Source organism: Flavobacterium sp. AC267 (genome assembly GCF_979258715.1).
The window spans coordinates 3,003,755-3,015,874 of the sequence record NZ_OZ409875.1; the positions used below are offsets into that span (position 1 = coordinate 3,003,755).

A 12,120-nucleotide genomic window follows, 5' to 3' on the forward strand; every position below is an offset into this window, starting at 1 on the left:
AAAAATACTTTTTGTAATTATTTAACTACGTTATTATGAATATTTTTAAAATATCGAGTTTAGTATTTCTTATTGCTTTCTCATCTTGCAATGCACAAAAAAATGCAATTGTAGCACATCGCGGTGCATGGAAAAAAAATAATCTGCCAGAAAACTCAATTGCAGCTTTAAGGCATGCAATTGATCTAAAACTGCCTGGTTCAGAATTTGATGTGTGGAGAACCGCAGATGATTCGCTGGTAATCAATCATGATGCACATTACAACAAACTGCTTATTGAAGAGACAAATTATGCCGATCTAATCAAGTTTAAGCTTTCGAATGGCGAAAAACTTCCAACAGCGCGGGAATATATTTCAGAAGGAAAAAGAAACAACAAACACACTCTTTTGGTTTGCGAGATAAAGCCATCAGAAATAAGTAAAGAGAGAGGTCAAAAAACAGCATTAATGTCGATTGAAGTTATTAAAAAGCTGAAAGCAGATAAAAACACCTGTTACATAAGTTTTGATTACGAGATTCTAAAACAAATTAGAATGGTCGACGCGAAAACTTCTTTACAATATTTAGAAGGAAATAAATCACCTAAAGAAGTAAAAGCGGATAAAATTAATGGAGTCGATTATCATTATTCAGTTTTTAAAAAGCATCCGGAATGGATACAAGAAGCGAAAGATAACAAGATTATTTTGAACGCATGGACAGTAAATGAAGCGGCAGATATGGATTGGATTATTGATCATAAATTCAATTACATCACTACAAATGAGCCAGAACTTTTAGAGCAAAGAATAAATCTTAAGAAATAATCTTGGACTTAACAAAACAATCAAACAATGAAAAATATACATAAACTCTTGACGGTGCCGATTTTATTTGTGATACTTTTCAGTCACAATCTTTTGGCACAAAATCTCGGAAAAACAGAGTGGTTTGATCCTAACAGACCAGCAACTACATTTTGTAATCCAATTAATATTGGTTACAATTATACAACTCACAATCACAATAGAATTCCAGAATCACGACGTTCTAGTGCAGATCCTGTAATTATAACTTACAAAGGCGAATATTACTTGTTTGCAACTAATCAGGCAGGTTTCTTTTGGAGTAAAGATATGTCAGATTGGAATTTTGTTTACGGAAGTTTTCAAAGAGAGCCAGGCGACGATGACCAATGTGCACCTGCGACGATGGGTGGTAAACGATACCTTATTTTACGTTGGTTCAACTTGGAAAAGGGATCACCCAATCTGGAAAACAGCCGACCCAAAATCAGGAAGATGGACGCGTCACGTAGACAAAGCAATGCTTCCAACTTGGGATCCTGCTATTTTTCAGGATGATGATAAAAAAGTATATATGTACTACGGTTCAAGTGGAAAATTGCCGCTTGTAGGCGTTGAAGTAGATTATAATACGTGGCTTCCAAAAGGAAATCAAGCAGATTATGCGCAATTATACAAAGCAACAGAAGTAGAGGATATTCAGCGTCCTTATGGTCAAATTAAAGAAGTTGTAGGTTTAGATCCTACAGCTCATGGCTGGGAACGTTTTGGACCAAATAATGATATGGAACCAGCACCTTGGGGGAATTTTATTGAAGGAGCTTGGATGACCAAACACAATGGTAAGTATTATATGCAATACGGTGCGCCGGCAACCGAATTTAAAGGATACGCAAATGGCGTTCACGTGGGCGATAATCCTTTAGGGCCTTTTACGTACCAAAAACACAATCCAATGTCATATAAACCAGGCGGATTTGTTATTGGAGCTGGACACGGAAATACGTTTGCAGATAATTACGGAAATTATTGGAATACAGGAACGTGCAAAATCTCCATTAAAGACCGCTTTGAGCGTCGCATCGATATGTTTCCTGCCGGATTTGATAAAGATGACGTAATGTATTCTATTACTTCTTACGGCGACTTTCCAATTGTGCTTCCAACGAGTGAGCGTGACCAGACAAAAGGCGCTTCATCTGGCTGGATCGTTGCTTTCATACAAAAAGCCAGTAACTGTTTCTTCTTCAGAAGAATGCATGGAAGTAGAAACACATAGAATGGATAACGGAGGGAAAAAAGTCTATGAGAAATTCTGTTACGGGCCTGAGAATCTTACAGATGAAAATATTCAAACCTATTGGTCTGCTAAAACAAGTAATCCAGGAGAATGGCTTCAAATGGATTTAGGCAGACAAATGGAGATAAATGCAATCCAGATTAATTACGCAGATCATAAAGCAACGCAATACAATAAAGCAATGGATATTTATTACCAATATAAAATATTCATGTCTGATGATGCTGTAAATTGGACTCTGGTTGTAGATAAATCTAAAAACGATAAAGATGTACCACATGATTATGTAGAGCTTACAAAAGCAATTAAAGCGCGTTATATTAAAATGGAAAATATACACAATGCGTCTGGATTGTTTGCTATTTCTGATTTCAGGGTTTTTGGAAACGGATTAGCGGCAAAACCAAAAGCTGTTGCTTCTTTTAAAGTGGATAGAAATAAAGCAGATTCAAGAAATGCGATGATTTCTTGGAAAAAACAAAATGATGCGATTGGTTATAATATTTATTACGGAATTACTCCAGATAAATTATATAACAGTATTATGGTTTACGGCGACAATTCGTATGATTTTAGAGGTTTGGATAAAGGCACAAAATATTATTTCACTATTGAACCTTTTAATGAAAACGGAATTGGTGCAAAAAATAAGATTATAGAAGTAAAATAGTCTTTATTTATTGAATTTTTAAAAGCTCTAATTGCAAATTGAAGAATTTGTAATTAGAGCTTTTTTTATGAAAAGGATATTGAAAAACCCTGACACTTCTATAGAATTTTTGTTTCTTTGTGAGATAAGCCAAAAACGGAACATAACCCCAAAAATGTTATAGAAATTATGAAAAAAACGATTCTTTTAATTGCTTTAGTTTTAAACGGATTGACTTCATCTTTTGCACAGACAAACGATGAAAAAAATATTAAATTATTTTACAAAAAAGCCTTAACCGAGGCAAAATGCTACACTTGGTTAGAATATTTATCTAATGATATTGGAGCTCGTTTATCTGGTTCTAAAGGAGCTGAACTAGCGGTAGATTATACAAAAAGACAATTAGAAGCGCTGGGATTAGATAAAGTCTATCTTCAGGAAGTTATGGTTCCTCATTGGGTTCGTGGTGAAAAAGAAACAGCTTATATTGTAGACGGAAAAACAAAAACGGTAGTGCCAATTTGTGCTTTAGGTGGTTCTGTTGCAACTCCTAAAACAGGTATTACGGCAGAAATTATTGAAGTACAAGGAATTAAAGAATTGGCAGAATTAGGAGCTGATAAAGTAAAAGGAAAAATTGTTTTTTATAACAGACCAATGAATCCCGAAAATATCGAAACTTTTACTTCTTATGGAGCTTGTGTAGATCAGAGATATGCTGGAGCAAAAGAAGCGGCGAAATTAGGCGCTGTTGGAACAATCGTTCGTTCTATGAATTTAAGATTAGACGATTTTCCTCATACAGGTGCACAAAGTTATGGTGATCTTCCTAAAGAACAGTATATTCCAACAGCGAGCAATTAGTACAAATGGAGCTGAATTGTTGAGCAAATCTTTAAAAGTAAATCCTGCTTTAAAATTCTATTTCAAACAATCTTGCGAGACTTTGCCAGATGCATTATCGTATAATGTAATTGGAGAATTGACAGGAACAGTAAGTCCAGAAAATATCATGGTAGTTGGAGGTCACTTAGATTCTTGGGATTTAGCCGATGGTTCTCACGATGATGGAGCAGGAGTAGTACAAAGTATGGAAGTTATCCGTATTTTGAAAAACTTAAATTACAAGCCTAAAAATACTATTCGTGTTGTATTGTTTATGAACGAAGAGAATGGTGGAAAAGGCGGTGCGAAATATGAAGAAGTATCAAAACAAAAGAAAGAGAATCATATTTTTGCTTTAGAAAGTGATTCAGGCGGATTTACACCACGTGGATTCTCAATTGAGGCTGACGATGCTAATTTGAAAAAAATTCAAGGATACAAAGACTTATTCGAGCCGTATTTAGTACACAGTTTTACAATTGGCCATGCAGGTTCAGATATTAGTCATTTAACTTCTCAGGCAATTGTTAAAGCAGGTTTAAAACCAGATTCACAGCGTTATTTCGATTATCATCATGCAGCAAATGATACATTTGATGCAATTAATAAAAGAGAGTTAGAGCTTGGAGTCGCAACTATGACGACTTTAATGTATTTGTTAGATCAAAACGGAATCGACATCAAAAAAGCAAATTAAGATTAAATTATAGTATTTGAAAAGTCGCAAGTGTAAACTTGCGACTTTTTTTATAAATGAAACCTTCAAAATCAAGATTTCATCACTATCAAATAGTACAAAAATGTGATCGGAATATTTGAAAGCGACATCAAAATTTTAAAACCAATTTCTCTTCAGTTGCTGTGGTAAATAAAAAAATCTTTCTGTTAAATGAGCCAGCATTATTATATTTACGATTACGGTTGCTAAAGCAAACGGCCACGCTACAACTAAAACAGTCGAATTTTCATTTGAAATAATATACAATGCAAACAAGATTGTAATGATTACAAATGAACCAATTGTTAATTCAATCGATTGTTTTTCTTTTAAAGGCTGACGATTAATTGCTTTCATGTAATTAGATATTAAATGTTTGTTGAATAGAGTAGACAGGCATAAAAAGCATTTTGGAGAAATCCAGATAATGAAACGGCAACGCTTTTTTTCCCCTTTTATATTGTCGCAAGAAGTAATGGATACGTGTGGGATAAAAAATAGTTCCGGATAAAATAACCATATACAAATACAAACTTTTTTTTCCATTTCCGAAAAGGTAATACTGCATTCCGATTTCCTCATATACTGAAACTCCAGTATTAGTCAAAACATGAATAATATCATGATCTTCCAGTTTCTCCTGAATATCAAAATGATTTTTATGGAGAAAATTTCCCAAACCAAATCCTAAACTTTCTTCCGGATATTGCATCAAGTTGTCCTTATCAATTTTCCAAGGCTCATTTTTCTTGAAATATTTTTGATAGGGCTTTTTGGAACATTCGTATAATCTTTCAATTAGAAAATCTCTCATAAAATATTTTTTAAAAGTTCTTTGAATTTCAAAGTTAAATGGTAAATAAAAAAGCTAGAAACAATAATCACTAGCTTTTTTGTTTTTTAGTAGGTGTTTATTACTGTTTTTAGTAAATTAGAATCTGTAAGGTCAGAAGGAGCGACCACTTTTTCTTCTAACGGAATATCATTTCCATAACGCTCTTTCAATATTTTTTGAACTCTTATATCTGTCAGATTAAAATCTTTCAATTCCCTAAGTGTAGACAATTCAATTCCGGCGACATTCTTATATATTTTCCAAACCAATTCCGAACAATAAATTCTACTATCTGTCCATTCAAAATAGGCATCATATTCTTTTCCGTCAAACTGCTGACTGTACTCTTTCATTTTTTGTAAAACTTCTGGTGTCAAAACAGCATCATTTTTTAATCTTTTGACCACATATTTACTGTCTTGTCCATGTTTGATCCAATCCTCAAGCGGTGTCAATTTTACAGGCTGAACTGCTTCAAAAACAAACCATTTTCCGTTAATGTCATAAATAATACCGCAATGCGAAAACTTCGATTTAGTTGCTATACGAACCGCTTCACATTGTTTAGATTCCGAAGTCTGAAAAATAATATCACCATCTTTATACTTACTCGCTGTAGTTTTTTCGGGTGCAGTTCCCGTAAAAGGATTGTTCGGAAAAACCTTTAACGAAACAAACAGCGCACATCCAAAACTTATAACGAAAGTGATTAGTGGAAATAAATATTTTTTGCTTTTCATAAAGTATAAATTAAAGTACTTTGAAGTACAAAGTAAATAATAAAAAAAATAGTCGCCAAATAAAATGACAGCTATTTTATAAATATATTTTACGAAATATTAGATTCTAAATATACCTCCAACAGCAATAATACGCTGAAAATAGGTAAAATGCTGAGAAGCTTTATCTTCACTACTTGTAGTAGTTCTAATATCCTGCATATTGATGTAACCTCCTTTTAACTCTCCTTGAATGTAGAAATGTTTGAAAAAAGTAATATTCAGACCCGCTTTTGCAGAAACACCATAACCAGATATGTGAAAATCATCATGACGTTCTTTTCCTAAAAGTGTTGTGTTGGTTTTAGGATATAAAACACCTGCGCCCAAACCTTCAGTTAAGTTTATCTGAACTTTATCAATATTTGGTAAGCCAAACCATTTAGAAACATCATCAAATCTAGCCACTTCAGTATTAATATAATTCAAACCATCAGTATGCTCGTAAATTAAAAATGGAGTAGTAGTGCTACCTTCTGGCATACCGCCTTCCATAGCGCCACCTTGAGACATGTCTACAGGTCTGTTAATGTATTCTCCATTGTAGATATAACCAGGGTCATTTTCGGGCAAATTGATGTTTCCATTTACATTTGCAATTTGGTTTTGTGACATTACGTATTTCATGTGGTCAACACCAACTGTAACGCTATAATGATCGCTAAAAAAATAACCTAATCTCAAATTAGTTTGAGGAATAGTCATATTAACAGGATTAATATAGTCAACATGCCAGCCTTTAGGTTTATCATGAGCTCTCATGTCTTCTACTGTAAAGTTGTAATCTTTACCTCTGAAATTTACATCAGATTTAGAGTAACTTTCTCTATTTCCACCCCACATTACAAAGAATTTTCCTTTATTATGCGCGACATATTTTTGTACTGGTATTTCTTCCTGAGCAAAAGTGTTTAACGAAACACAAGTCAGAAGGAAAAATAAAATTTTTGTTTTCAAAGAACTTAGTATTATAAAATTAAAATGCGTTAACCGTTTTTCTAATAGCTACCAATTTGTTCATCAAACCTTCAAAATAGTCTAAATGAAGCATATTAGCACCATCGCTTTTTGCATTAGCAGGTTCAAAATGTGTTTCGATAAAAATTCCATCAACACCAACTGCAATACCAGCTTTAGCTACGGTTTCGATCATGTCTGGTCTTCCGCCTGTAACACCGGCAGTTTGATTTGGCTGTTGCAAAGAGTGCGTTACATCCAAAACTGTAGAAGCATATTGCCGCATAGTAGGAATACCTCTAAAATCAACAATCATATCTTGATAACCAAACATAGTACCACGATCTGTAACCATAACATTCTCATTATTACAGTCTAATACTTTTTGCACCGCATGTTTCATGCTCTCTGGACTCATAAATTGTCCTTTCTTCAAGTTTACCACTTTTCCCGTATTTGCCGCAGCAACAACAAGATCAGTCTGACGAACTAAAAACGCTGGAATTTGCAATACATCTACATATTGCGCGACCATATCAGCATCTTCGTTAGTATGGATATCTGTAACAGTTGGAATATGAAAAGTTTCTGAAACTTTTCTTAAGATTTTTAAAGCTTTTTCGTCACCAATTCCAGAAAAGCTGTCAATTCTAGAACGGTTTGCTTTTTTAAAAGATCCCTTGAAAACGTAAGGAATCTGAAGATTGTCGGTAATACCAACTAATTTTTCAGCAATTCTAAGAGCCATTTCTTCACCTTCGATGGCACAAGGCCCCGCCAATAAAAAGAAATTTCCGCTGTCAGTATGCTTAATTTGTGGAATATGTTGTAAATTCATAATATGATTTTTTGACAGTGCAAAGGTAGTCATGATTTATGAATACCAGATGAAGATTTAAGATTATTTTATGAAGCCAATCCTGCTATCCGCTTCCATAGAGTTTAGCCAAATTTGGAAAAATTAAGTTAATTTATAAAACTTTGAATTATCTAATATGTTCCAGTTAAATTTTTAAAAATTGCCTTTTCGATTTAAAATAAAACCTCCAAAAAATAATTTGTCCCGTAAAAAATAAAACATTTAAGCAAGTATTTATAAGCACTATTATCAAAATTCTATTTGTTAAATCTTCTGGATTAAAAGCGCTAGAGAAAATAATTTCATAAAGATTTATCTTTCCAATTAATACCGCTGGAATAGTAAGTGAAAAATGAATTAGAAAATTCTTAAGTAATATTTGATTAAAAATTTTAGAAAGTTTCCAATAACAAATTACAGTTACAGCCAGACTGAAAAACCTAATGGAATTAGAAATAATCTGGCCTGGAATAATAGTTGTATTCCAGCCAGGAACAATAGATGATAATAAGTCAGAATTGTTGATAAGAATAGTAATTTGGTACGGAAAAATCACTATACCCAAAATTAAGAAGATTATAAAAGCAGATTTTGTTTTCATCATAACAAAATCCTTATTTCAGTCTCAATCCCATAGGAACCATTAAAATTCCTTTCTCGTAAATATTCAAATAAAGTTTAACCGGCTTTTTTTGTCCTTCCCATTTCAGCTCATACACATTTAAAAATCCAGCGCCCATATTGCTCCTTTTAGATGGAAACGGACAACAGGTTTCTAATTTTGTGTACGTGATTTTTTCACCGCTCGGCCCTGCTAGAGCATTCAGAAAACGGGATTCATTTAAAGTTTCATTATTGGTGTTTTGAAAGAAAAGATTAATGGGATAATCAGGGTCGTAACCGTATTTTTTGTCTTTTGCAAATTCTGTAATTACAAACGTGTTATTCTTGTTCAAAACCAAATCGGGAGCGTAATCATCTACGTTTTTTAAAGTCGATTTTGTACTTACGCAAGAAGAAGCAGTTAGTAATAGAATAATAAAAAGAGCTAATTTTTTCATGAGTTATAATATTGTGGTAAAGTTAGTTTAAGTCTGGTGATTCTGTTTATTATTGTACTTTTTTAGGATTTAGTTTTAAAATACCAGTTACAATCAGATATTGTGCCAGAAGATAAGTCAGCATAATAAAAAATGAGCTTTTCGGAATTGGACTGTAAAATTTGTTAATTGCCAAAATACTATCCGATACAACAAAGAAAAATGCACCTAAAAAAACGAGCAAATTGCCTGGTTTATCCCACACCAATAATCCGTTAAAAGCAAATAAAAGCATAATAGAAATTATAGAAGCATAAATAGTAACCGGAATCTCAAGATCTCCTAAATACGGCATTAAAAAAGAAACCATTCCGATTAAATACAATGCGATTAAAATACTTCCAAATACAAAAATGGACTTATTTTGTTTTTTTCTTATTTTATCCTGTTTATTAAACAAGATACAATAGATAATGTGAGCTATTAAAAAAGCGACTAAACCCAGAATAAAATAGATTTCACCAAGATCTGTAAAAAGCAAAATGACATCTCCAATCCACGAAAATAGAAGTGCGGTTAACAACGTATTTTTAGTTGGAAATTTTCTAAAAAAATAAGCTCCAAACCCAATAATTGGTATTAAAATGGGTTTTAAAAAAAGATCAAAACGCTCATAACCTAATAACAATATTATCAGGTATACTATGCTGAACAGCCGCATAAATTTTAAAAAAATAAGTGTTTCTCATAATAGGGGTTATGAATTGATATATTGGTTTTGGTTGGTTTTGAATTCAAAATTCACAAAATATACTGATAGTACAAAAGATAGAATTAAATACGTAAAAATAATATAATTACTAATTGGAATTACACGATTTAAGCCAAACCAATCGCCCAAATATCCAATAATACAGATTACCATTCCTAATCGAATACCTTCCCATAGAAAAGCAAATCTGCTTTTGTCCATTAATTCGGAATAACTGTATATCGTCACAAAAATAAAAAAGCCATAAACAAACATATTTGGAAGACCAATTTTGGCAATATTTTCAAACAAAAAGCTCACAAATAACAACGTTATTAAGACTTGAATAACAGACCAGTAAATTAATCTTTTCGAATTATGTGTACCGTATTTTTCAAAATCAAAAACATTTTCAATTTTGTTTACAGGATATTTTTCTTCAAAGTTTTCAGGACGCCAGCCAGTTGGTTTAAACCAGATTGTTAATTTGTCTTTCCATTTAGGAGAGCGCCAGGCATCTTTAATTAATAAACTTAAATGCTGAAAATTTATCTTTACCGGATTCCAAGTATTTGCCGGTCTGGTGATTCCGAAAACTGGTGGAACATCATCTAATTCTTCCTGAAAAGTTCCAAAAAGTTTATCCCAAAAAATAAAAATCTGCGAATGATTTTTATCTAAATACTCTGGATTAATCGCATGATGGACGCGATGATGTGAAGGAGTGACCAAAATATGCTCCACAAAACCCATTTTTTTGATGTGCTTGGTATGATACCAAAACTGTAAAAATAAATGAATAGGAAGCGTGATTGCAATTACAGAAGCAGGAACGCCCAATAAAGCTGCAGGAATTAGTAAAAAGGTAAATAGATTGACCAAACTCGCAACAGGTCGCCGAAGCGCGCAGGCGAGATTGAATTCTTCACTGCTGTGATGAATAGCATGTTTGTTCCATAAAAAGTTTATTTGATGTGCCAGTCGATGGCTCCAGTAACCATAAAAATCAATTACAAAAAAAGCGATGAAGTAGGAGAGTACATTAACTTCTAAATGCTGTAATGCAATTTTAGAAACCAGCCATTCGTAAGAGAGAAAAGTAATGCTGAGGCCCAAAACATCTTTTACAGAATTGGTTATTCCAGAACTAATGCTCGATACACTGTCTATGAGAGGAACTGTATCGTTTTTTGTATAAATGCCGTATATTTTTTCGATGATAATTAAGGTCAAAAAAATAGGCATCGCAATAATCAATATTTTTCCATATTCCTCCATAAAAAAAACATTCTATTTCATTCAAATATAGAATAAAATAGAATGTTTTTTAAAATATTTTCAACTAAACGATTTCGGCACTAAGTCCAGCTTCCAAAAGTTGTGTACATTGAGGTTTCAATTTGTCCATCGGGCCTGTTTTTACAGTGCATTTTCCGTTGTAATGTACAATCAAAGAGCATTGCTCTGCTTGTTCAGCCGTATGGTCGCATACACGCATAAGAGTATCAATTACGTGATCAAAAGTGTTTACGTCATCATTGTAAACGATAATTTCGTTATTGAAACCCGTTGCTTCTTTTTTCGCGAGTTCTTTCTCTAACTTTTTCTTTAGTACTCATTTTTTTTAAGTTTTTGTACTGATGTAATTATTAATAACTAATTTACGTATTTTAGTGACACCCAGTTGTTTCTCTGAAACTTTTTAACATAGGTCAATCCTTTTTCAACGCAAGATGCATCAATAAATGGAATGTCTTCTTCATAGAAACCGCTAAAAAGTATAATCCCTTTTGGATTTAAACAATCAACATAGGCCTGCATGTCATTCAATAAAATGTTTCTATTGATGTTTGCAATAATTAAATCATATTTTTTGCCTGCTAATAATGCGAGCATCGCCCTCATAAACGCTGATGTGCTTGCAATTATTGCGTTCGGCATTTTCGATAGAATTTAAATAACACCAATTATCAATATCAATAGCATCAATTGGTTCTGCACCTTTCATTTCAGCTAAAATTGCTAAAATTGCAGTCCCGCATCCCATGTCTAAGGTTTTAAGACCTTTAACATCCATTTCTAGTAAGTGCTGAATCATCATGTGAGTTGTTTCGTGATGTCCAGTTCCAAAACTCATTTTTGGTTCAATTACAATATCAAACTCTGCATTAGTTTTTGGGTGAAATGGAGCACGAACGTGGCATTTTCCATCAACATCAATAGGTTCAAAATTCTTTTCCCACTCCTCATTCCAGTTTACCTGATCAATCTCTTCAATAGTATATTCAATTTTAAACTCTTCCGATTGTAAAATATAAATATCATCCAGAATATTCTCATCCCATAAATCTTTCTTCACAAAAGCCGAAATTCCGTTTTCTGTTTCTGTAAAAGTTTCAAACGCTTTTTCGCCTAATTCAGCAATTAAAATTTCTGAACCAGGTTCTTTTGGCTCAACCGTAAAATGATATCCTAAATATATATTCGACATAAATAATTTTTTTGCAAAGGTAAGAATACAAAGCAAAAGTTGCGTTAAAAATAAAATAAGAATGA

The 12,120-nt window shown here is 32.9% G+C and carries 12 protein-coding genes and 3 pseudogenes; 5 read left to right on the top strand and 10 right to left on the bottom strand.

Annotated elements, in window-relative coordinates:
* Positions 1-35 precede the first annotated feature (35 nt).
* From ACZZ95_RS15670 to ACZZ95_RS15690, 5 genes and pseudogenes are all read left to right on the top strand, one after another.
* Positions 36-809, top strand: coding sequence for a glycerophosphodiester phosphodiesterase family protein (locus ACZZ95_RS15670; RefSeq protein ID WP_463469741.1), 774 nt, complete (start codon positions 36-38; stop codon positions 807-809).
* Between the two features lie 27 nt (positions 810-836).
* On the top strand, positions 837-1,346 hold the full coding sequence (locus ACZZ95_RS15675) for a hypothetical protein (protein ID WP_463469742.1): 510 nt from the start codon (positions 837-839) through the stop codon (positions 1,344-1,346).
* Complete coding sequence (locus ACZZ95_RS15680; protein WP_463469743.1) at positions 1,309-2,067, top strand: family 43 glycosylhydrolase; 759 nt, start codon at positions 1,309-1,311, stop codon at positions 2,065-2,067. The genes ACZZ95_RS15675 and ACZZ95_RS15680 overlap by 38 nt, the downstream gene beginning before the upstream one ends.
* Positions 2,048-2,758 carry a discoidin domain-containing protein gene (locus ACZZ95_RS15685; protein WP_463469744.1) on the top strand — a complete coding sequence of 237 codons (711 nt, stop codon included), beginning with the start codon at positions 2,048-2,050 and terminating at the stop codon, positions 2,756-2,758. Before ACZZ95_RS15680 ends, ACZZ95_RS15685 begins: the two co-directional genes overlap by 20 nt.
* Before the next feature lie 168 nt (positions 2,759-2,926).
* A pseudogene (locus ACZZ95_RS15690) lies at positions 2,927-4,322 on the top strand (M20/M25/M40 family metallo-hydrolase).
* Between the two features lie 138 nt (positions 4,323-4,460).
* Here the strand turns inward: ACZZ95_RS15690 and ACZZ95_RS15695 are convergent.
* From ACZZ95_RS15695 to prmA, 10 genes and pseudogenes are all read right to left on the bottom strand, one after another.
* Positions 4,461-4,700: a hypothetical protein gene (locus ACZZ95_RS15695; RefSeq protein WP_463469745.1), complete on the bottom strand. Its 240-nt coding sequence runs from the start codon at positions 4,698-4,700 to the stop codon at positions 4,461-4,463.
* Positions 4,701-4,704: 4 nt separating this feature from the next.
* On the bottom strand, positions 4,705-5,157 hold the full coding sequence (locus ACZZ95_RS15700; protein WP_463469746.1) for a hypothetical protein: 453 nt from the start codon (positions 5,155-5,157) through the stop codon (positions 4,705-4,707).
* Between the two features lie 86 nt (positions 5,158-5,243).
* Entirely contained in the window at positions 5,244-5,918 is a 675-nt protein-coding gene (locus ACZZ95_RS15705) for a YiiX family permuted papain-like enzyme (protein ID WP_463469747.1), read from the bottom strand.
* A gap of 99 nt (positions 5,919-6,017) precedes the next feature.
* Positions 6,018-6,914, bottom strand: coding sequence for a hypothetical protein (locus ACZZ95_RS15710; RefSeq protein WP_463469748.1), 897 nt, complete (start codon positions 6,912-6,914; stop codon positions 6,018-6,020).
* A gap of 19 nt (positions 6,915-6,933) precedes the next feature.
* On the bottom strand, positions 6,934-7,752 hold the full coding sequence (gene kdsA / locus ACZZ95_RS15715) for a 3-deoxy-8-phosphooctulonate synthase (RefSeq protein ID WP_463469749.1): 819 nt from the start codon (positions 7,750-7,752) through the stop codon (positions 6,934-6,936).
* Between the two features lie 635 nt (positions 7,753-8,387).
* On the bottom strand, positions 8,388-8,834 hold the full coding sequence (locus ACZZ95_RS15720) for a 2-dehydro-3-deoxyphosphooctonate aldolase (protein ID WP_463469750.1): 447 nt from the start codon (positions 8,832-8,834) through the stop codon (positions 8,388-8,390).
* A gap of 49 nt (positions 8,835-8,883) precedes the next feature.
* Positions 8,884-9,534 (bottom strand): lysoplasmalogenase, encoded by a 651-nt coding sequence (locus tag ACZZ95_RS15725; protein ID WP_463469751.1) that lies wholly within the window; start codon positions 9,532-9,534, stop codon positions 8,884-8,886.
* Positions 9,535-9,570: 36 nt separating this feature from the next.
* On the bottom strand, positions 9,571-10,842 hold the full coding sequence (locus ACZZ95_RS15730) for a sterol desaturase family protein (protein WP_463469752.1): 1,272 nt from the start codon (positions 10,840-10,842) through the stop codon (positions 9,571-9,573).
* Between the two features lie 64 nt (positions 10,843-10,906).
* A pseudogene (locus ACZZ95_RS15735) lies at positions 10,907-11,183 on the bottom strand (ATP-dependent Clp protease adaptor ClpS).
* 37 nt (positions 11,184-11,220) lie between these two features.
* A pseudogene (gene prmA / locus ACZZ95_RS15740) lies at positions 11,221-12,055 on the bottom strand (50S ribosomal protein L11 methyltransferase).
* Positions 12,056-12,120: the final 65 nt, after the last annotated feature.

What these genes read in the sequence shown, in the direction of transcription:
- ACZZ95_RS15685 (WP_463469744.1), top strand. Translation starts at nt 2,048, where the DNA reads ATGGAAGTAGAAACACATAGAATGGATAACGGAGGGAAAAAAGTCTAT.
- ACZZ95_RS15695 (WP_463469745.1), bottom strand. Translation starts at nt 4,700, where the DNA reads ATGAAAGCAATTAATCGTCAGCCTTTAAAAGAAAAACAATCGATTGAA.
- ACZZ95_RS15700 (WP_463469746.1), bottom strand. Translation starts at nt 5,157, where the DNA reads ATGAGAGATTTTCTAATTGAAAGATTATACGAATGTTCCAAAAAGCCC.
- ACZZ95_RS15730 (WP_463469752.1), bottom strand. Translation starts at nt 10,842, where the DNA reads ATGGAGGAATATGGAAAAATATTGATTATTGCGATGCCTATTTTTTTG.
- ACZZ95_RS15705 (WP_463469747.1), bottom strand. Translation starts at nt 5,918, where the DNA reads ATGAAAAGCAAAAAATATTTATTTCCACTAATCACTTTCGTTATAAGT.
- ACZZ95_RS15675 (WP_463469742.1), top strand. Translation starts at nt 837, where the DNA reads ATGAAAAATATACATAAACTCTTGACGGTGCCGATTTTATTTGTGATA.
- ACZZ95_RS15720 (WP_463469750.1), bottom strand. Translation starts at nt 8,834, where the DNA reads ATGAAAAAATTAGCTCTTTTTATTATTCTATTACTAACTGCTTCTTCT.
- ACZZ95_RS15680 (WP_463469743.1), top strand. Translation starts at nt 1,309, where the DNA reads ATGCTTCCAACTTGGGATCCTGCTATTTTTCAGGATGATGATAAAAAA.
- ACZZ95_RS15670 (WP_463469741.1), top strand. Translation starts at nt 36, where the DNA reads ATGAATATTTTTAAAATATCGAGTTTAGTATTTCTTATTGCTTTCTCA.
- kdsA (WP_463469749.1), bottom strand. Translation starts at nt 7,752, where the DNA reads ATGAATTTACAACATATTCCACAAATTAAGCATACTGACAGCGGAAAT.
- ACZZ95_RS15725 (WP_463469751.1), bottom strand. Translation starts at nt 9,534, where the DNA reads ATGCGGCTGTTCAGCATAGTATACCTGATAATATTGTTATTAGGTTAT.